Source organism: Sphingomonas limnosediminicola (genome assembly GCF_039537965.1).
GTDB lineage: Bacteria > Pseudomonadota > Alphaproteobacteria > Sphingomonadales > Sphingomonadaceae > Sphingomicrobium > Sphingomicrobium limnosediminicola.
The window spans coordinates 1,344,929-1,364,555 of record NZ_BAABBM010000001.1 but is presented as its reverse complement, the minus strand read 5'-3'; the positions used below and the strand labels follow the sequence as shown (position 1 = coordinate 1,364,555).

At 63.1% G+C, this 19,627-nt stretch carries 15 protein-coding genes; 4 read left to right on the top strand and 11 right to left on the bottom strand.

The annotated features are described in order from the left end of the window. Window positions 1–8: 8 nt before the first annotated feature. Together ABD704_RS06840 and ABD704_RS06835 are read right to left on the bottom strand one after the other, a co-directional pair. A complete protein-coding gene (locus ABD704_RS06840) occupies window positions 9–3,521 on the bottom strand; it encodes a beta strand repeat-containing protein (protein WP_344698926.1) in 3,513 nt (1,170 codons plus the stop codon). Further along, window positions 3,521–5,317, bottom strand: coding sequence for a ShlB/FhaC/HecB family hemolysin secretion/activation protein (locus ABD704_RS06835; protein WP_344698925.1), 1,797 nt, complete (start codon window positions 5,315–5,317; stop codon window positions 3,521–3,523). The genes ABD704_RS06840 and ABD704_RS06835 overlap by 1 nt, the downstream gene beginning before the upstream one ends. 220 nt (window positions 5,318–5,537) lie before the next feature. Here ABD704_RS06835 and ABD704_RS06830 point away from each other — a divergent pair, with 220 nt between their 5' ends. From ABD704_RS06830 to pgl, 4 genes are all read left to right on the top strand, one after another. Next, window positions 5,538–7,541: a TonB-dependent receptor gene (locus tag ABD704_RS06830; protein WP_344698924.1), complete on the top strand. Its 2,004-nt coding sequence runs from the start codon at window positions 5,538–5,540 to the stop codon at window positions 7,539–7,541. A 147-nt stretch (window positions 7,542–7,688) separates the two neighbouring features. Beyond that, complete coding sequence (locus tag ABD704_RS06825) at window positions 7,689–7,817, top strand: KGG domain-containing protein (RefSeq protein WP_344698923.1); 129 nt, start codon at window positions 7,689–7,691, stop codon at window positions 7,815–7,817. Between the two features lie 110 nt (window positions 7,818–7,927). Beyond that, window positions 7,928–8,650, top strand: a complete 723-nt coding sequence (locus ABD704_RS06820) for an energy transducer TonB (RefSeq protein WP_344698922.1) — start codon at window positions 7,928–7,930, stop codon at window positions 8,648–8,650. A 19-nt stretch (window positions 8,651–8,669) separates the two neighbouring features. Continuing rightward, window positions 8,670–9,374, top strand: coding sequence for a 6-phosphogluconolactonase (gene pgl, locus ABD704_RS06815; RefSeq protein ID WP_344698921.1), 705 nt, complete (start codon window positions 8,670–8,672; stop codon window positions 9,372–9,374). Window positions 9,375–9,378: 4 nt separating this feature from the next. Here pgl and ABD704_RS06810 read toward each other — a convergent pair whose 3' ends face one another. The 9 genes from ABD704_RS06810 to ABD704_RS06770 all read right to left on the bottom strand — a co-directional run bounded on the left by ABD704_RS06810 (window position 9,379) and on the right by ABD704_RS06770 (window position 19,557). Beyond that, window positions 9,379–10,992, bottom strand: coding sequence for an MFS transporter (locus ABD704_RS06810; protein WP_344698920.1), 1,614 nt, complete (start codon window positions 10,990–10,992; stop codon window positions 9,379–9,381). 82 nt (window positions 10,993–11,074) lie between these two features. Then, window positions 11,075–11,545 (bottom strand): DUF3833 family protein, encoded by a 471-nt coding sequence (locus ABD704_RS06805; RefSeq protein ID WP_344698919.1) that lies wholly within the window; start codon window positions 11,543–11,545, stop codon window positions 11,075–11,077. Next, the gene (gene acs, locus ABD704_RS06800) at window positions 11,542–13,464 is read right to left on the bottom strand and encodes an acetate--CoA ligase (RefSeq protein WP_344698918.1); all 1,923 of its coding nucleotides are present in this window, start codon (window positions 13,462–13,464) and stop codon (window positions 11,542–11,544) included. The genes ABD704_RS06805 and acs overlap by 4 nt, the downstream gene beginning before the upstream one ends. Next, on the bottom strand, window positions 13,461–14,561 hold the full coding sequence (locus ABD704_RS06795) for an NAD(P)-dependent alcohol dehydrogenase (protein WP_344698917.1): 1,101 nt from the start codon (window positions 14,559–14,561) through the stop codon (window positions 13,461–13,463). The genes acs and ABD704_RS06795 overlap by 4 nt, the downstream gene beginning before the upstream one ends. 11 nt (window positions 14,562–14,572) lie before the next feature. Continuing rightward, window positions 14,573–15,403, bottom strand: coding sequence for an HpcH/HpaI aldolase/citrate lyase family protein (locus ABD704_RS06790; protein ID WP_344698916.1), 831 nt, complete (start codon window positions 15,401–15,403; stop codon window positions 14,573–14,575). Next, window positions 15,400–15,852, bottom strand: a complete 453-nt coding sequence (locus ABD704_RS06785) for a MaoC family dehydratase (RefSeq protein ID WP_344698915.1) — start codon at window positions 15,850–15,852, stop codon at window positions 15,400–15,402. The genes ABD704_RS06790 and ABD704_RS06785 overlap by 4 nt, the downstream gene beginning before the upstream one ends. A 9-nt stretch (window positions 15,853–15,861) precedes the next feature. Next, the gene (locus ABD704_RS06780) at window positions 15,862–18,174 is read right to left on the bottom strand and encodes a transketolase (RefSeq protein ID WP_344698914.1); all 2,313 of its coding nucleotides are present in this window, start codon (window positions 18,172–18,174) and stop codon (window positions 15,862–15,864) included. Between the two features lie 40 nt (window positions 18,175–18,214). After that, window positions 18,215–19,186, bottom strand: coding sequence for an aspartyl/asparaginyl beta-hydroxylase domain-containing protein (locus ABD704_RS06775; RefSeq protein ID WP_344698913.1), 972 nt, complete (start codon window positions 19,184–19,186; stop codon window positions 18,215–18,217). Continuing rightward, window positions 19,183–19,557: a winged helix-turn-helix transcriptional regulator gene (locus ABD704_RS06770; RefSeq protein WP_344698912.1), complete on the bottom strand. Its 375-nt coding sequence runs from the start codon at window positions 19,555–19,557 to the stop codon at window positions 19,183–19,185. Before ABD704_RS06770 ends, ABD704_RS06775 begins: the two co-directional genes overlap by 4 nt. Window positions 19,558–19,627: the final 70 nt, after the last annotated feature.

Below are 19,627 nucleotides of genomic sequence, written 5' to 3'. Positions count from 1 at the left end.
ACCTCCGCTCAGTTCGGTCCGCCTCCGCCGACCACGACGTCGCCGCCGCTCGTCACCGGATCATCAATCTGGTGGTCGAGGTTGACCGGTGCCGTATTGATCAGCTTGAGCGACGGATCCGCTGACGATGCGTCTTCACTGTCCGCATCGCTCTGGTCGTCATCGCTGTCATTGTCGTCGCCGCTGACGCCGCCGACCACTTGCGAATAATCGAAGGAGAAGGCGAGCTTATCGCAGCTGCCCCCGCCAATGGCGCAACCGTTCACCTCGGAATCCGTGGTGAAACCCGCGGTGCCCGACAACTGAACGCCACCTAGGAAGTCTTCGTTGGTGATCACTTGTCCCGTCGATAGCGTTTGACGGCCGTAAGCGATCACCGTTGCCGGAAGCGTTCCGGTGCTGGTCAGCGACAGGCCGCCGTCGCCGGTATCGATTCCCGCGAAGAGATCGGCCGTTCCGCTGTTCTGGATGAAGAACGAGTCAGCGACCGATGCAGTGATCGTGCCGGCGCGCAGATAGCCGTCTGGGTTGTCCGCGCCAGAATGCGTCGCGAGCGCTGTGTCGCGGCCCGAGAAGTTGGGATCTCCGGCAAGCTGGTCGAGCAGCGCGCCATCACCGACCCAGATATCGCCGGCTTGAAGGTCGAGCGTCCCCGACAGATGCCCTGCGGAATCGGTCATCACGATGCTGCCGGTGTCTGTGTCGACAATGATCTTGCCGCCCGCCTGGATGCTGATCTTGTCGGTCGATGCGGCGTCGATGAAACGGACATCGCCGAGGATCGAGACGGAACCGTCGGTCTGAAGCGTGATCGACTTCAACTCGCCGCCGTCGCCGGCGCTGCCTTGAAGGTCCGCGCCATATACGAGGATGTCCGGCGCAGCGCTGTCACCGCGGCCCTTCGCGTGGAGCTCAACCGCTTCCGAGTGGATGTCGCCGTCCTCCGACAGTACGTACTGCCCCTCCGACGGATTGCCGCCCTCGCCAAGGATGATGGGCCGATCACTGACCGCGTTGAGCGTCAGCATCTTAGTGACCCCTGAAACGCCGAGCGACGCGCCGTCAGCAACGTTGATGTCGCCGGAGGTCACAGTGATCGTTGGTGCGGAGACCGTTCCGAAGAATGAGGCGAGGCCGCCTGCGGTGAAGCTGGCGCTATCGGACGCTTCAACATCCTGAACGAAGAGGTCGCCTCCAGCATCCATCTGGACGGTGGTAGGGTCGACATCGCCGACGTGAATGTCGCCCTTAGCATTCAGACGGACAGCGCCTGTCGCGGTGATATCGCCGAGGTTGAGGTCTCCTTGGCTCCACATCGTCACGTCGACGCCGGTGATGCGCGCGATATTGAGTTCGCTGCCGGTAATGCGCATCAATTTCGACGACACGCTGTTCAAGTCGGCAGCTCCTGCAACGTGTACGTCAAGCGAGTTGGTTGCGTCGAGATCGCCGGCCACTAGGTTGATCCCGGAGGTCAGGAACGCCGTGTCGGTCGCCGTGACGTCGCCAAGCGTGGTATAACCGACGGCGGTAATGATCGCGTTGCCGGCATGGACATCGCCAGCGACCAGATCGCCGGTCAGCGCTACCGCGTTCACGCTCTCCGAGCTTAGATCACCCAACTGGACCGCGCCTAGCGCAGCGACGCGAAGGGAATGCATCGCTTTGAGGTCGCGGCCTAAGATATCGCCGCCCGCGTCGAGTGCGATCAGGTCTCCTGCGTTAAGGTCGCCGACGGTGAGGTCCCTTTTTGCAGAGAAGCGCACGATGTCCGCGATAACCGGAGCATCGTCGAGGATCGTCATCGCGTTCAGACCGATCACGTTTGCACGCAATACGCTCGACGACCCGTCAGAGTGCAACCAGGCTGTTTGCGCGGCGTAACCCTGCATCGTGCCGGATATGTCGATATCTGCTCCGCCTGCGACAAATACATCGATGTCCTCGCTGGCGATGAGAAATAGACTGTCCGCCGAGATCCCGCCGCCTTCGCCAAGGCTCGCGGCTTGCAACGAAAACTGCTCTCCCTCGCCGCCGCAGTCACAGCTCCCGGCTGCAAGGAAGATGCTTCCAGTGCCTGATGCACGGAGGTCGGCCTGACCCAGACTGATCGTCGATCCGGAGTCGGTCACGACGGCAATCGTTCCATTTATTCCGTCTGGCCCGTCGCCCTTAATCAGGGTCGAGCCGAATGAGAGGGATCCCGGATTGCCCTCCCAGCCACTCGCAGCCTCTAATAAAACATACCCGTCGAAATCGCTGCCGACCGTGCGAGCGACGAGCGAATCTGCGCTGATCGACCCGCCATCTGCAGCAACGATAATTTCGTTGCCGGCGACGAGCTTAGCTGCACCATTAATCGTGATCGTCTCACCGTCACCGGCAAGCACACGGATCGCGGGGCCCGCGATCAGGTTGAGGTCGCCGCCAAAGCGCAACGTCCAACCGCCGCCGTCGGCGTCGATCCATCCGGTCGCCTTGCCGGTCACCGAGGAACTGAAGTTACCTCCAGAGAAGCTGATTGAACCGAGGCCATTTGGCTCACCTTCTGCCGGTTGCGGCCCAAAGTTTCCGCTCGACAAAATGATTTGTCCGTTCTTGACGGACGCGGTCGTCGCATCGAAGCCGACATCGCCGCTCAGCAACATCGTCATCGCCTGGTTCTTCGGAACCGCGACCATGTAGATGCTGTGATGATCCGCCGGTGTTTCGTTCGCGGGCCCGGTCGTCCTTCCCGTGTGAACCACGCCGTTATAGTCGTCGGTTCCGGCATCGACTGCGATGTCGAACAGACCCTGGTTCATCGTCATCGTGACGGCTTGCGCGCCGACATAAGCGGCCGAGCCATTCACCCGCACCGTTCCGTTTTGCTCGACCCGTGGCGCTACCAAGGCAACGTAGCTGTTCCTTTGGAGCGCATTGATCTGCGCGCCGTCAGCGATAGTCACTGCGCTGCCCGGGTTCGTCGCGCTGAACGACGCCGAGAAGCCACTCGGGTTTGTCGACAGGTTCGTCACGTCGGCGCTGGTCAGCAGCAGACCGCCGACATCGAAAACGGCCGTGGCGCCGACGACGATCCCGCCGGGAGTCGAGAACCAGACTTTGCCGCCGGTGGTGCTCGTGCCCTGCAGCGTCGAAATGACGTGCCCGTTGAGCGAGATCGGCGACCCGCCGGCCGAAATGCGGTTGAGAACCGTATAGTCGGTCACTCCCTCAGCGCTGGTGAAGGTTGCGGTGCTTCCGCTGGGGAGAAAATTGACAGAGCCTCCCGACGGTTGGCCGGTCGCAGTCCAGTTGATGGTTGCGGTGCTGGATCCGACAGTGATCGTCTCGGTCGTGCCTGTTGTCGGCGTACGGACGACACCGCCGGTCGAGGAGCCAATTGTCCCTTGGAAAGCTTGCGCGGAAGCCTTTTGGGGATGTGCCGCGACAACGGCCAGTGCGGCCGATGCGCAGGAGAGCATCAGCTTGCGATAAGGCCGAGTGCGGCGGCTGGTGTCGAAATTGGCTGTCTGGGTCATCAGTAGCTCCATGGCCAGAGCCTGCTTGTCAGCGAGACGAGGAACCTGGGGTCGGGGCGACGGTCGTCGATCCCGATGCGGGTAAGCGGTACGGCGAGCGCAGCGTCGAGCGCGAAGCGGTCGAAATTGATGCGGGCGCCTGCACCGACGGAGTCGAGATGTTGGCGTCCAATCGGATCAATCAGGTGGTCGCGGTTACCAACTGCGGCATGATCCCAGAAAGCGTAACCTTCGATTGCCGCGCTCCGCGCACTCTGCGGCACGTGGCTGCCGTACCGGATCTCGGCCTGCGTTCCGAAACCTTTATCGCCGAGCAGTACGCCCGGATCGTAGCCGCGGCCGACAGTGTAATTGCCCGCGGAGAATTGCTCGAAACTCAACAGCGGCTTCCACGCATATTGGGCCAGCAGGCCAAGCGAGAAAGTCAGCTTAGGCACAGGGCGAAATTCGCCAAAGGTGGTCGAGCGAAACACTGTGGCCGTGGGATGCCCAACCGCGCGGCTGGGTGGGACGTCACAGTTAGACCCGCTCGATCCGCAGTAGGGGCTGGCGCCAAGAATGTCCAAGCCCTGACGGAGAGCGAACAGACCGGTGACGCGCCACCTGGGTTCGGCTTGTGAAAAATTGCCGTCCGAATAATCGGTGCTCATCAAGTCGAAGCCGAGGCGGGCGTAGGCGACGCGGAGGTGGTCCCGGGTCAGTTCGATATGGTCGAGATCGACGCTCTGGTTGACGTAGTCCATGCCGATCGCCCCGCGGATCGTCTGTGACTGACGGCGGACGAACGGATAGCCGACCTCTACCGTTGCGAGCAGCGTTCTGGCGAGGACGTTAGCATCGGGAATTGACGGGCGCTCCCAGGCGTAAATGAAAGAGCCGGAAACGCTGAGGCCGTCAGGGCCGATGTGAAAGTCGTGACCGATCTGCAGCGTCTGCTGCTCGTGAAAGTCCGCTGTGCTGTAAGCGGCGAGGGTGGTGCGGTCGCCAAGGCCGGTGAGGCCGTACAGCTGCGCGCGAACGACACCGCCCCAACGACCGATCTCCCGTGATCCGCTGTTCTGGATATTGGCGTCGACATAGGCCGGCTGGCGCTGGACGGTGACGTCGCCGATGACTTCGCCTGGCGTCGTGCCTGCCGGCCGCAACGTCAACCGCACGGTGTACCCCGGCAAGTCACTGGCCAGCAGGAGATAGCGCTCCGCATCGAAGCGATTGAACACTGGTTCTTTAGTAAGCTTGTTCAGATAGCCGGCAATCGTCCGTTCTGCGCCGACGGCGTCACCGCGCACGTGAATCTGCGCGAGGTGCGCCATCAGGACACGGAAGTGGATGACACCATTGTCGATCTTCTGCTCCGGCACCTGAACGGCTGCGACGTAGCCGGCGTCGCGCAGGATGGTCGCGGCGCGGTCGCGTATTTCGCAGACGACTGAGATAGGCTGTTCACGTCCGACGAACGAAGCGTAGGCGGGCGTGAGGTCTGCTGCGGACAGCCCTTGCAGCCCTTCGAATTCGGCAGCGCGAAGGGTCAGTCGAATGTTCTGATAATCAGGACCGTCGAGCGCGCAGGGGGCGCGCTCGATGCCGCCTTCAACCTCCAGTCGCGACGGCCGACGCTGCTGGACCGGCGCAACGGGATGAGTGATTTGCTCGCGCGTCGTCGGGACGATTTGAGAAACAGCCTGGCCAGAGGCCGGGCTCGTCGCGGAGGCAAGAATCGAGGTCAGGAGCAGCCGCTTCGCGGCACCCCAAGTCGAGCGGCTCGAGCCGCAAATGAGTCTCCAAACCAAGCTCACCGGGGCGCCCCCTTCCCGGTTGAAAGTGCCGAGTCGCCGGCACAAACAATAAGCTTAAGACCATTTTAACCAAAGCGCGGCAACGGAAAACTAACAGCCGTTATACTCCTGAGCCCCTCCATTGTGTTTCGAAACGGGATTTCGCTCGACGCGGAACCGGCTGTCGGCGAGGGCTTTGCAGCAGACTGTAAGAAGCCCTCTAGCCAATCGAGACCGGTGCGTGCCCAACGCGCTTCCGCCATCACCTCCCGCAGCCGAGATTGTCGTGACTGGCGCTGCCTTGCCTGAAGCAAGGGCGGAGAGCGCTTACTCAATCAATCTCATCTCAGGGCGCGAAATCGAGAGTTCGCCGAGTCACGCTCTTGACCAGCTGCTGAAGGACGTCCCCGGCGTTCAACTGTTCCGGCGGTCAGACTCGCATAGCGGACATCCAACGAGCCAGGGCGTCACGCTGCGCGCACTTGGCGGCAATGCGTCGAGCCGCGCCTTGCTCATGCTCGACGGGGTGCCACAGACGGACCCGTTCGGCGGCTGGGTCAATTGGCCGGCATATGATCCGTTGGGCCTTCGCCAGATCCGCATCGTCCGTGGCGGCGGAAGCGTCGCCAACGGCCCGGGCGCTCTGGCGGGGACGATCGAAATGTTCAGCCGGTCCGAGCGCGGGCTTTCAGGCGAGGTCGATGCGGGCAGCCGGACGTCGGCCGAGGGCAGGGCATATGCCGGCATTGCCACGGGCGATGGCGTTCTCAGTTTGTCTGGACGCGCTGAGCGTGGCGGCGGCTTCGTTCCGATAACGGAGGCGACCCGTGGGCCGGCCGACCGACACGCGCCTTATCGAGACTGGAGCGCCCGGGCGCAGTGGAACTATCGCATTGCCGCCGACATCAAATTACAAGTCAGCGCCGACGGCTTACATGATTGGCGCACCCGGGGGACAGACTTCAGCATCAATCGCACCAACGGGGCAGACGGATCGGTCCGGCTGGTCGGGCACGGGCGATGGCAGTGGAGCGCGCTCGCTTATTGGCAGTGGCGCAATCTGATGAGCAGCTTCGCAAGCGTCGGTCCGGGACGGGCGATAGCAACGCGCGTGTCGCTTCAATATTCGGTACCGTCCAACGGTGTCGGGGGCAGCTTCGAGTTACGCCCCCCGATGCCGAAAAATATGGAGCTGCGGATTGGCGCCGACACCCGCCGAACGACCGGGGAATCGCGTGAGCTGTACAATTACGTCGCGGGCGAACCCAAGCGGCGGCGCTTCGCGGGCGGCGTGGCCTGGACGGCCGGAGCTTTCGCCGAAGCGACTGTTGATTTTGACCCGGTGACGCTGACGGGCGGAATGCGCATCGACCACTGGCAGGTAAGCAATGGACATTTGTTCGAGCAGCTAATCGCCACCAGCGCCGTGCTTCGCGACGACCGGGACCCGGAACGAGGCGGCTGGTTGCCGACGGCGCGCGGCGGCGTCATCGCCCGGCTTGGTGGTGGCTTCCGACTTCGCGCGGCCGGGTACCTCGGGTGGCGCATGCCGACGCTGAACGAGTTGTTTCGGCCGTTCCGTGTCGGCCTTGACGCGACGGCCGCAAATGCAGATCTCGCTCCAGAGCGGTTGTTCGGTGCCGAAGCGGGGGTCGAATATGCGCGCGGCAATGTGGAGATCTCGCTGACCGGCTTCGTCAACCGGCTAAGTGATGCGATCGCGAACGTCACGCTCGGCGCGGGGCCTGGCAATTTTCCCGGCGTCGGCTTTGTTCCGGCTGGCGGGACGTATCGCCAACGGCAGAATGTCGATGCTGTCGACGTGCACGGTCTTGAAGCTGCAGCACAATGGTCGCGCGGCGGTTGGCAACTGCAAGGCGGTCTGAGCTGTACGCACGCACGCATGCGCTCGACTGGCGCGGCTGCGTTCCTGGATGGACCTCGACCCGCGCAGACGCCCGATTTCGCGGCAACCATAGGGGCTGGCTACGATGATGCAGGCAAAGGCGCGCAAGTCATCGTGCGACATGTCAGTGCGCAGTTTGAGGACGACCTCAATACGCGCAAACTGAATGCGGCAACCACGGTCGACGCCTTCGCCTCATGGCCTCTCTCGCCGCGCCTGCTAATTGTGGCGCGCGCTGAAAATCTCATGGACAAGCTGGTCATGGCGGGCATTAACGCCGACGGCTCGATCGAGCGCGCGACGCCGCGCACTTTATGGATTGGATTACGCCTGCGTTAAACCGTCATTGATCTGCATTTACGCACTGAATCAATGTCAAAATTTGCGCGTCGAATCGCCCGACTGAAGTTCGTCTTAACCTCAATCAGCATTGTGAACCGTGAGCGCCGAACCGCGTTTTGGCGACCACCAGAAAGGAGGAAGAGGATGCCATTGACCAAAAGCGGATCGAAGCGCGGCTTTGCCGCGATGGATCCCGCGAAGCAGCGCGAGATTGCCAGCAAAGGTGGCAAGGCGAGTCACGGCGGCGGCCGCAAGGCGAGTTCCAGCAGATAGCGTTCAGAGAGCACGCGTGCTGGCGCCGGACGTACTTCCCCCCACGTCCGGCGCCTGTTCCAATGTTGGATACGGCAACGCGCGACTGCTATTGGCGTTGACCGGGGTGAATGTACCGGTCCAATCTCGATACGAAAGACAAGAGCGGCGCGATCGCGGCAGTGATTGCGATCCACGCTGCGCTTTTGTTCGCCTTCCTGCACTTATCGGGCCGTATCGATCTGACGGACCCGCAGGCGGCCCTTCGCGTGTTCGACGTCATCGTGCTGCCGCCACCGACCCCTCCGCAACAACAACCGCAACCGCGACCTGATCAGAAGGCCGGCGGCTCGCCGAAGAACATCAAAAGCGAGGCGACGCCGGTCGTCGCGCCGAAGCCCCGAATCGTCACACCGCCTGTCCCTCAAATCGCGGCGACTGAAACGCCGCGCCAGGGCGCCGCATCAACTCAGGGTGCGTCCGACGTTCGTGGACCAGGCACCGGCGCTGGTGGGACGGGGAATGGAGAAGGCGCCGGGAACGGCAGCGGAGCAGGATCGGGCGGGGGCGCCGCCACGCCTGTCAGCCTGGTCCGGGGTATCTCCGCCCGCGACTACCCCGACGCTGTGATGCGCGGCTGGCCTCGCGGCGGCGCCATTTTCCTTCGCTTGCGGATCGAGCCGAACGGCCGTCCGAGCCGCTGCGACGTCATGCGTTCCTTCGGCAATCCGAATGCCGATCAGTGGACCTGCAGCCTGATTGTCCAGCGCGGGCTGTTCCGCCCGGCGCTCGACGCGCGCGGCAATCCGGTCGCCGCATGGTTCGGCTACAAGCAGGTGGACGTTGGCCGCTGAATCCGACAAGGGGCCAGCCATGATCGAAGCAGAATGGTGGGAATATGACTCGCTCGACGAGCTGAGCGACGCGGTCGCCGGCGACGTCGGATTCATCATCGACAGCGCTGTCGAGGCGCGCAACGCGTCGCTGATCGCGGTGCCAGGCGGCACGACTGGTCCCGCCGTCTTCGCCAAGCTGGCGAAGCAAAAGCTGCCATGGAAGCGCGTTACCGTGATCCCGACCGACGACCGCCTGGTCGCCGTCGACAACGACCTTTCCAACGTTCGGGAAATCGCGCGCGCCTTCCTGCCGACCGGAGCCCGGGTGATCCCGATCGTCAGCGGCGGCGCCGAAGACGTTCGCGCGGCAGGCAATGCCGCCGATGCTCGCCTTCAGGACCTGCCCTGGCCGCCGGATCTCGTCTGGCTCGGAATGGGCGCTGATGGGCACACGGCCTCGATCTTTTCCGGTCCCGACCTTCAGGCGGCGCTGGATGCGCCAAAAGCGCGTCGCGCCATCGGCGTCACGCCCGACCCGCTGCCCCCGGAAGCGCCGGTGGCTCGCGTTACGCTGACGCGCGCGGCGATCCTGTCGGCGCGCACCATCCTGATCACGATCACCGGCGATCAGAAGCGGCAGGTGCTGGAACAGGCGATTGCCGACGGCCAAAGCTCAAAGCTGCCGATCGGCCGCGTCCTTGCCGAGGTCGAACAACCGATCGACATCCACTGGGCGCCATAACGCCTCAGTGATGGTTGAGCGCGCGCCCCGCGGTCTCTTTCAGGAACAGGAGCGAGACGACCACGGAAATCGCCGTAAACACGACTGCGTACCAAAGCCCCTCGAACATGTTTCCCGTGATCGCCACCAGCGCGAAGCTGGTCACCGGCAGGAAGCCGCCAACCCAGCCCGTGCCGACATGGTAGGGGAACGACATGGCCGTGTAGCGCACGCGCGTCGGGAACATCTCCACCAACGCCGAGGCCTGTGGGCCGTAGAGCGCCGTCGCCGCGACCACGAATAGCAGCAGCAGGATGATGAGCAGCGTCATGTTCGCTTGCTTGGGATCCGCGCTCTTGGGGTAGCCGGCGGCTTGCAGCTCGGAGCCGATCGCATCCGTCGTCCTGGTTTTGAGCGCTTTCACGTCCGCGCCGCTCAGGCCTTCGCCGCCGCTTATCGGCACAGCCTCGGTGCCCACGACTACTTGAGTCCGACCATCACGCGAAGCTTGCGTGGAGAAATTGATGCCCTTGGTGACCAAGCTGCTCTTCGCGATGTCGCAGGCGCTAACGAATTTCGCGGTGCCGACGGGGTCGAACTGCACGGCACAGGTGGCGGGATCAGTCTCTACGACGACGGGCGTTGCGCGTTGGGCTTCGATCAGTTGCGGGTTGGCCGCCGCGGCAATCCAGTGCGATGCGGGGAAGTAAAGCGCGAGCGCCAGCAGCATCCCGCCGACCATCACTGGTTTGCGCCCGATGCGGTCGCTGAGCCAGCCGAAGTAGACGTAGAGAGGGGCGCTCACGACGGTCATGACGATAAGCAGCAGGTCTTTGGTCTGGCCGGGTAGCCCGAGCGACTTTTCGAGAAAGACCTGCATGTAGAAAAAGGTGAAGTACCAGACTGCGCCCTGCGCGCACATGATGCCGAAGAAGGCGATCAGCACTTGCTTCAGGCTTTTCCAATTGCCGAACGCCTCGCGCAGCGGCGCCTTACTGATCTCGCCCTCTTCGCGCAGCTTGGCGAAAGCCGGGCTCTCAGCCAGTTTCACGCGCATCCAGACGGAGATCGCGAGCAAGATCGCGGACATCAGGAACGGAATGCGCCAGGCCCAGGCGTTGAATGCATCGTCTCCGACGGCCGTTCGGGTGGCGACGATTACGAGCAGCGCGGCCAGCAAGCCGAACGAAGCGGAAGCCTGGATCCACCCCGTCGAGGCGCCACGCTTTTGGTTCGGCGCATGTTCCGCGACGTAGATCGCCGCGCCGCCATACTCCCCGCCGAGCGCAATGCCCTGCAAGATGCGCAGGATGATCAATAACGTCGGTCCGAGTGCGCCGACCTGCGCGTAAGTCGGCAAAAGCCCGATCAAGAATGTCGCGCCGCCCATCAAGCTCACGGTGACGAGGAAGGCGCCTTTGCGGCCAAGGCGGTCGCCGACCACGCCGAAGATCAGGGCGCCGAGCGGGCGGAAGGCAAATCCGGCAGCGAACAGGCCGAGCGCCGCGAGCAGCGCAGAGGTCGGTTCAAGCCCGGCGAAGAAGACCTTGGAAATGACCGGCGCGAGGCTGCCGAAGATGAAGAAGTCATACCATTCGAACGCCGTGCCGGCGGACGAAGCGATGATAACTCGCGCCATTGGCCACGGCTTTTGTTCGTGACTGTCTGCAACCGTGGCCATTCTTCCCCTCCGCGCGATCACGGATAGCAAAGCGGCTGGTTCAGTCCAGCTTGCGGATAACCTCCTCGAAGCGCGCGACGGTGATCCCGAACCGCCTCACCCGCATGCTGTTCGAAACTTCCCGGGCATTTTTCGGCGTCAGCAACTGGTCGAAGTTCAGGTGATTCTTCCCTTGGTAACGAATGCGCACCTGGTCGCCTTTGACATCGACGCGGACGGGACTGGCGGCATCGGTCAGCGTTCCTTCGAAGCGGTTGGCGCCGGTCTGCCGAAAACGCCAGTAGCGCACGCGCGGCGGCTTCTCCTGCTCGTGAATGGTTTGCTTGAGAAGCAGCGAACCGTCTTTCTCGGCAACGCCTTCGCTGTCGACCGAGATTTTGGTTTGCGACTGGAAAATGACCTTGAGCAGGCCGTCGCCATGCGTCTTGCCGCGAAAGAATTCGACCGGGTTGAACGCGGCTTGCGCCGGAGCCGCCGCAAGCAGCAGCGCAATTGCGATCGCGTTCTTCATTGGCGGCCTGCCAGAAGCGCTTCGACGACGCTCGGATCGGCGAGTGTCGAGGTGTCGCCGAACCCGTCGGTCGCACCCTCGGCGATCTTTCGCAGGATGCGGCGCATGATCTTGCCCGAACGCGTCTTCGGAAGCGCGAGGGTGAAGTGGATCTTCTCGGGCGCCGCGAGAGCGCCGATGTCGTGGCGCACTTCCTGCACCAGCTCTTTGCGCAACTCGTCGCCGCCTTCCTCGCCCGCATTAAGCGTCACATAGGCGTAGATTGCCTGGCCCTTGATATCGTGCGGGAAGCCGACGACCGCCGCTTCAGCGACCTTGGGGTGCGACACGAGCGAGCTTTCGACCTCGGCGGTGCCGATGCGGTGTCCGGAAACGTTGATTACGTCGTCGACGCGGCCAGTGATCCAGTAATAGCCGTCCTCGTCGCGGCGGCAGCCATCGCCGGTGAAATAGAGGCCGGAATAGGTCTTGAAGTAGGTTTCGAAGAAGCGAAAGTGGTCGTTCCACACTGTACGCATTTGTCCGGGCCAGGAGCCACTAAGACAGAGGTTGCCGCTCGCCGGCCCTTCCAGAACCCGATGCGCCGCATCGACCAACAGCGGATGGATGCCCGGCAGCGGCTTGGTCGCTGAACCCGGCTTCATCTCCGTCGCGCCGGGGAAGGGCGAAATGAGGATGCCGCCCGTCTCCGTCTGCCACCAGGTGTCGACGACCGGGCAGCGGCCGTCGCCGACTACGCGCCAATACCATTCCCATGCCTCCGGGTTGATCGGCTCGCCGACCGTGCCGAGCAGGCGGATCGACTTGCGACTATGACGCTTCACGGGCTCATCGCCCTCGCGCATCAGCGCGCGGATCGCGGTGGGCGCGGTGTAAAAGATGGTAACACCAAGCCGGTCCACCGTTTCCCAAAAGCGGCCGAAGTCCGGATAGTTCGGCACGCCGTCGAACATGACGCTCGTCGCTCGGTTCGCGAGCGGGCCGTAAACGACATAGCTGTGCCCGGTAATCCATCCGATGTCCGCCGTGCACCAGAAGATATCGTCCAACCGGTAATCGAAGATCCAGTCGAACGTGGTCGCGGCCCACGTCGCGTAGCCTCCGGTGGTGTGCACCACACCTTTGGGCTTACCGGTCGAACCTGAAGTGTAAAGAATGAAAAGCGGGTCTTCGGCGCGCATGATCTCGGGATTGCACTCCGTCGACAGCCCCTCTCGCACGTCGGCGTAGCGGATATCGCGCCCGTCCTTCATCGCAACCTCGGCACCTGTTCGCGCAACGACGATCACGGTAGGCACATCGCGCGTTTCGAGCGCCGTATCGACGTTCCGCTTGAGGGGGATCTTCTTGCCGCCACGCACGCCTTCGTCGGCGGTAATAACGGCGCAGGCGTCGCAGTCCGCGATACGGCCGGCGAGGCTATCCGGCGAGAACCCGCCGAACACGACCGAATGGATCGCGCCGATCCGCGCGCACGCGAGCATCGCCGCTGCCGCCTCCGGGATCATCGGCATGTAGATCATGACGCGATCGCCTTTTGCGACGCCGCGCGACTTCAGCAGGTTGGCGAAACGGCAAGTCTCCTCATAAAGTTGGCGATAGGTCCAGCGATGCCCCTCACCGGGCTCATCCGCCTCGAAGATCAGCGCGGTGCGATCGCCATGCTCGGCCAGGTGCCGATCAAGGCAATTGACAGACAGGTTTAGCTCACCGTCGGCGAACCACTGGATGTGGAAATCGTCTTCTTTGAACGACCAGTCGCCGGCTTTTGTCGGAAACTTGTTCCACGTCAGCCGGCGGGCCTGGTCGAGCCAGAAACGGTCGGGATCGGCATTCGCGAGATCGTTGAGTTCGTCGAGCTCGCGAGCGCCGATCCGGGCATTGAAATCTTCAGGAACCGGGTGAACCGATTCGCTCACAGGCCCTTGCTCATGTCGATCACGAAACGGTAGCGAACGTCGTTCTTGAGCAGGCGCTCATAGGCTTCGTTGACCTGGTTCATCTCGATGAATTCGCAGTCGGGGTAAATGCCTTTGGCAGCGCAGAAATCGAGCATCTCCTGCGTTTCCGGGATGCCGCCGATCGCGGATCCGCCGACTGCGCGGTTCCACCAGATTATGTTGAAGCCGGTGAAGCCTGGCATCGGCGTCAGCGCGCCGACAATGACCATGCGGCCCGAGCGGCCCAGCAGATTGAGATAGCCGTCGATCTCATGGCTCACCGGGATCGTGTTGAGGATAAAGTCGAAGCGGGTCGCCGCGTCGCGCATCTGCTGCTCGTCGGTCGAGATGATCACGTCGTGGGCGCCAAGTTCCCGCGCGTCCTTGCCCTTGCTCGGTGTCGTCGTGATCATGGTGACGTGCGCGCCCAGCGCAGCGCCGAGCTTCACACCCATGTGGCCAAGGCCCCCAAGCCCGACCACGGCCATCTTGGTGTTCGGCCCGACATTGTATTGCCGCAGCGGCGAATAGGTCGTGATACCGGCGCACAGCAGCGGTGCGATCTTGCTGACGTCCATGCCTTCCGGGACCTTGAGGCAGAAATGGTCGCGGACGACGACATGGTCGGTATAGCCGCCCTTGCTGATGGTATGATCGTGATAGTCTTCGCTGTTGTAGGTCTGGACGCAGCCCTTGCGGCAGAAGACCTCCCAGCCCTCCAGACACTGGTCGCACTCCATGCAGCTGTCGACCATGCAGCCGACGGCGACGGTATCGCCGACGCGATGGCGCGTGACTTCGTTGCCGATCGCCGTGACGGTGCCGACGATCTCGTGGCCCGGTATGACCGGGTAGCGAGTTCCGCCCCAGTCGTTGCGCGCCGTGTGGAGATCGCTGTGGCAGATGCCTGCGTAGGTGATCTGGATCGCGACGTCGTCCGGGCGAAGCGCCCGGCGCTCGAACTCCATCGGGTGAAGCGGCTGATCAGGCGCGTCGGTGCCCCAGCCCTTCGCCTTGGTCGGCCCGCCCGCGGCCTCGGCAGTGGTGGTTGGACTGGGTTCTGCCGTGGTTGCCATGATGAAATCTCCTATCGGGCTCGTTCGAGAATACGCCTTGCCTGCATGAGGTGGGGGCGATCGATCATTTTGCCGTCAACGGACAACACCCCAGCGTCGGGATGTGCCTCGAACGCGGCGACGATTTCTTCGGCGTGCTTCACTTCCTCCTCGGAGGGCGTGAAGGCGAAATTGATGACGGGCACCTGATCTGGGTGGATTGCCAGCTTGCCGGTGAAGCCCTCGCGGCGGGCGGCCTCGGCCTCCGAGCGGAGCCCGTCCTCGTCGCGGAAGTCAGCGAAGACGCCGTCGACAGGCTGGACTCCCGCCGCGACAGCGCCGGCCAGGCAGAGCGAGCGGGCGAGCTTGTAGGTGAAGCTAAGTTCGCCGCTCGCGTCATATTTGGAGGATGCGCCGAGCGCTGCGGAGAGATCTTCCGCGCCCCAACTCATGGCCGCGAGCGTCGTCTTGGGATCCCGGTAAGACAGGAGCCCGAACAGGCTGGCGGCGGTCTCGGTGACGATGGCGTGGATCGGAATGTTTCCGGTGCGGTGAGCAAGCTGAGTCACATCGGCGCCGCTTTCCGCCTTTGGCAGCACGATGCCGTGGACATAGGCACTGCTGATCAGCTTCAAATCTTCCTTGTGGAACTCGCTGCCGAGCGGGTTCACGCGCACCCACCACTGCGGGCCGTTGGATCGTTTCGGCAAGTTCTTGAGGATGTCGCGGGCGGTTGCCTTCTGCACGGGAGCGACGCTGTCTTCGAGATCGAAGATCACGGCGTCCGCATCGCTTTCGAGCGCCTTGGTGATCTTCCGCTCGCTATCGGCCGGAACGAACAACCAGGAACGCGGCTCGGTCATTCGGGCTTCTTCAGGAGAAGCGCCGTGCGGGTGCATTCGCACACTAGTTCACTGCGCTGGTTGAAGCTCCGATGCGCCCAAGTGACGATCCCCGCGTTCGGACGCGACTTGCTCTCGCGCAGTGCGAGGCACTCGCTTTCGCTCCGCAGCGTGTCGCCGGCGAATACGGGGTTCGGGAAAACGAGCTTATCGTAGCCAAGGTTGGCGACAAGTGTGCCGAGCGTCGTGTCGTGGACGCTGACGCCGACCATCAGGCTGAAAGTGAAGCAGCTGTTGACGAGAGGCTTGCCGAATTCGGTCGCGGCCGCCGCTTCATAGTCGAGATGCAGCGGCTGCGGGTTATGAGTCAGCGTGGTGATCAGGACATTGTCCGTCTCGGTCACAGTCCGCGTGATCGCGTGCTGCACGCGGTCGCCAACTTGCCACTCGTCGAAATAACGCCCGGCCATGCTTGGCCTCTAGGCAGGCAATAGCAGCTCCGCAACGGCTTCGGTGATCGCCGAGCCATCGAGGCGGTAAGCGGCGTACAAGTCGGCAAGGCTGCCGGTCTGCCCGAACTTCTCCACGCCGAGCGGCGCGACCCGCTGCCCGAGGACGCCGCCAATCCACGAAAGCGATGCGGGTGCCGCGTCGGCGATCGTCACCAGCCCGGCGTGACGGGAGAGGGCGGAAAGCAATTTCTCGATGTGGCTTGGCGCGTGATCTCCCTTCCAGCGGGCGGCCTGTGCTGCAGTCCAGCCGCGGTGGAGAAGGTCGGGTGAAGTGACGGCCAGCAAACCCAGGCCGGGAATGTCCTCGCGTAGTTCTTCCCACGCTGCGAGCGCTTCAGGCATCACTGCGCCCATTGCGGCAATGGCGGCCTCGGCATTCTCGCCTGGCGCGCGGAGCCAATAAGCGCCTTGCAGCGAACCATCGCGCCAGCGGTCGTCTTCGCGCACAACTTGCTGGATCGAGCGCGTCGAGAGGCGGAGATAGGTGCTTTCACCGTCCGGATCGTCGATCAGGCGAAAGGCCAGCTCCATCATTGCTGCGAGCTCATCGGCGTAGGCCGGCTCATAGTGGCGAAGGCCGGGCTGACCGAGCGCAATTAGCGGCGGGTTGATCGACTGGTGGGCGCCGCCCTCGGGTCCGAGCGTGATGCCGCTCGGCGTCGCCACGAGCAGGAAGCGCGCGTCCTGGTAGCAAGCGTAATTCAGGCTATCGAGGCCTCGGGCAATGAACGGGTCATAAAGGGTGCCGACCGGGAACAGCCGCTCGCCCCACAGGTCGCCTGACAGTCCAGCTGCAGCGAGCATCAGGAACAGATTGCTCTCGGCAATCCCGAGTTCGATATGCTGGCCTTGGTTGTCGGCGCCCCACTTTTGCGCTGAAGCAATTTTTGCTTTCGCGAAGACATCCGGGCTTTCTGCACGGCGGAAGAGTCCGCGCTGATTTACCCATGCGCCGAGATTCGTCGAGACGGTAACGTCAGGCGAAGTGGTCACGATGCGGTCTGCAAGGTCGCCGCCGGTCTTCGACAGATCCAGCATGATCCGGCCGAACGCGGCCTGAGTCGATTGCTCATCACCAGTCGGCGCGGGGAGCGCTGGGACGATGACGCCTCCGAAGTTGCGCGCGCGCTTCTCGCGCATGATGCGGGTGCGTTCGAGCACCGCTTCGACGCCCGGCCTCGCATTGTCGCCAATGCCTTCGAGCTCATCCCACTCATGCCCGTCGCGCACACCCATCGTGTCGCGGAGAGCCGCGAGCTGCGTGGGGTTCATCAGCCCGGCATGATTGTCCTTGTGCCCCGCGAACGGCAGGCCGAAGCCCTTGATCGTCCACGCGATGAACAGGGTCGGGACATCGTCTTGCGCGGCGTCGAAAGCTTCCACCAGCGTCGCCATGCAGTGTCCGCCAAGGTCGGTGAACAGAGCCGCCAGGCTAGCGTCGTCATAGTCTTTGAGGAAAGGCGCAGCCTCCTTTCCAAGCTCCGCCTCAATCCTGCTCCGCCAATCCGCTCCGCCCTGATAGTGAAGTGCCGAAAGGTCGGCGTTCGGAAGTTTCTCGAACCAGTTCTTGAGCTTCGGATATTTGGCGAGCGCGGCCTGCAGCCGCTTTCCATAGCGCACTTCGACAACGCGCCAGCCGCAACTGCGGAAGATCTCGTCGAAGCGCTCGAACATTCGGTCCGTGCTGGTCGCGTCGAGGCTCTGACGGTTGTAATCGATGATCCACCACAAGTTGCGGACATCGTGCTTCGCGCCTTCGATCAGCGCCTCGTAGATGTTGCCTTCGTCGAGTTCGGCATCGCCGATCAGCGCGACGAATCGTCCGCGGTCGCTTTCGTCGAGCCAGCCGTGCGCCGACAGATAATCCTGCACCAGGCTGGCGAAGAGCGTGATCGCCACGCCAAGCCCGACCGAGCCCGTCGAAAAATCGACGGGGATCTTGTCCTTGGTCCTGCTCGGATAGCTCTGCGCGCCACCGAAGCCGCGAAAGTTCTCAAGCGCCTCCCGCGACTGCGAGCCGAGCAAATAATGAATTGCATGGAGCAAGGGCCCAGCATGCGGCTTCACGGCGACGCGATCGTTGGCGCCGAGCGCATGGAAGTAGAGGGCCGCCATGATCGCGCTCATCGATGCGCAGCTCGCCTGGTGACCACCGACCTTCAGCCCATCGTCGCTGGAACGTATGTGGTTGGCGTGGTGGATGGTCCACGCCGACAGCCAGCGCAGCCGCTCGTCCAGAATTTTCAGCGCTTCAATGTCGGTGGTGACGGGCTTCAGCATGCGGCCGCTCTAGCGCTGCCGTCGCGGCTCGGAAACAGCCTCAGGCCTCGGGCAGGTGCGTGAAGGCCGCAATCGTCTCGAAAATCTTTGAAATGCCGGCCTGCTCGTTGGCGTTTAGCTCTGGCCGCCAGATATCGAAAAGCAGCACGATGCGCATCTCACCGCTGTCGTTCTTTGCCTCATGCTCAAAGCTGTCGTCGAAGATCATTAACTCGCCCTCCCGCCACTGCCGTGTTTCGTTTCCGACACGGAGCCAGCAGCCATCAGGCACGATCAGTGGAAGGTGGCAGATAAGGCGGCAATTGAGCATGCCGCGGTGCGGCGGGATGTGCGCGCCGGGCGTCAGGCGCGAGAACAGGACTGAGGGCGTCTGGCCCTGGATCTTCGTCATCGGAACATGCTCGAGCGCCGCCATCGTACGAGGGCAGCGGTCGGCGTTCACTGCGACCGGTTCGCCGTTTCGCCACAAGTAAAGCGCGGTCCAGCTGGCGTCACCGTGGAGACCATGAAACTCGCGGCGCGGACGGTCGGCGTCGTCTTCGACATAGGGCTGGAAGTCGGCGCTTTCACGCAGGAGCGCATGAAGCTCCGCCTGGATAGCCGGCGTTTCCGCCTCAAGTGCCGGAACCCAGTCGAATTCGTCGCGCTCGAAAAACTGACGGTGCGCGAGATAGGGGAAATGCAGCACGCTTGGCGCCTGCATGAACAGTTCTCGCTCTCCAGTCAGGATCTCCACCGCGTGTCGCAGCCTGTCGGTTCGGCCTACCCCGGCAGGACGGTCCAAAACGACTTGGCGAAGCAAAGTCTTGTAGGTCTCAGCCTGTGCGCGGACGTAACCGGCCGCTTTTTCGAGACGCGCGCGGGTCGGCTGGTCGACTTCGAACGCATGCGACGCAGCTTTCAGCGCCGCTTGGTAGAAGCTCACGGATGCCTTTATGTCGGCTTTGGCGGCGTAATCGTCGCCTCGATCGAGCAGCGCCTCGACTTGCGTTCCCCCCGCCGTCGAGTTCACGCAGCTTCGGCCTTGTCCTGCTCGGTATCGAAGCGCGCGTGGGCGCGGTGGATCGCCTCGACATTGTCGAGCGCCCATTGCGACAACGCATTGACGGGCTTCAAGAGCGAGCAGCCGAGGTCAGTGAGCGCGTAATCTACGCGCGGCGGAATCGATGGGGTGACCTTGCGGCTCACGAGCCCATCGCGCTCGAGGTTGCGGAGCGTAAGCGTCAGCATCCTCTGCGACACGCTAGGGATCTCGCGACGCAGTTCGTTGAAGCGCCGCGGACCCTCGCCGAGCGTCGACACGACGAGCACCGTCCATTTGTCGCCGATCCGCTGAAGCAAGGTGCTGATTGTCCGGCAGACGGGGTTTGCTGGATCTCTCATCGGTACCCTTCCTGTTCCCGCGTACACGCATGTTCGCGGCTCACAAATTTGTTCTTCACCCACAAAAAAG

Bases quoted from the DNA above. Each gene is read 5' to 3' on its own strand.
- ABD704_RS06825 (WP_344698923.1), top strand. From the start codon at position 7,689: ATGCCATTGACCAAAAGCGGATCGAAGCGCGGCTTTGCCGCGATGGAT.
- ABD704_RS06780 (WP_344698914.1), bottom strand. From the start codon at position 18,174: ATGCTGAAGCCCGTCACCACCGACATTGAAGCGCTGAAAATTCTGGAC.
- ABD704_RS06790 (WP_344698916.1), bottom strand. From the start codon at position 15,403: ATGACCGAGCCGCGTTCCTGGTTGTTCGTTCCGGCCGATAGCGAGCGG.
- ABD704_RS06820 (WP_344698922.1), top strand. From the start codon at position 7,928: ATGTACCGGTCCAATCTCGATACGAAAGACAAGAGCGGCGCGATCGCG.
- ABD704_RS06795 (WP_344698917.1), bottom strand. From the start codon at position 14,561: ATGGCAACCACGGCAGAACCCAGTCCAACCACCACTGCCGAGGCCGCG.
- ABD704_RS06785 (WP_344698915.1), bottom strand. From the start codon at position 15,852: ATGGCCGGGCGTTATTTCGACGAGTGGCAAGTTGGCGACCGCGTGCAG.
- ABD704_RS06770 (WP_344698912.1), bottom strand. From the start codon at position 19,557: ATGAGAGATCCAGCAAACCCCGTCTGCCGGACAATCAGCACCTTGCTT.
- ABD704_RS06805 (WP_344698919.1), bottom strand. From the start codon at position 11,545: ATGAAGAACGCGATCGCAATTGCGCTGCTGCTTGCGGCGGCTCCGGCG.
- ABD704_RS06840 (WP_344698926.1), bottom strand. From the start codon at position 3,521: ATGACCCAGACAGCCAATTTCGACACCAGCCGCCGCACTCGGCCTTAT.
- ABD704_RS06810 (WP_344698920.1), bottom strand. From the start codon at position 10,992: ATGGCGCGAGTTATCATCGCTTCGTCCGCCGGCACGGCGTTCGAATGG.
- pgl (WP_344698921.1), top strand. From the start codon at position 8,670: ATGATCGAAGCAGAATGGTGGGAATATGACTCGCTCGACGAGCTGAGC.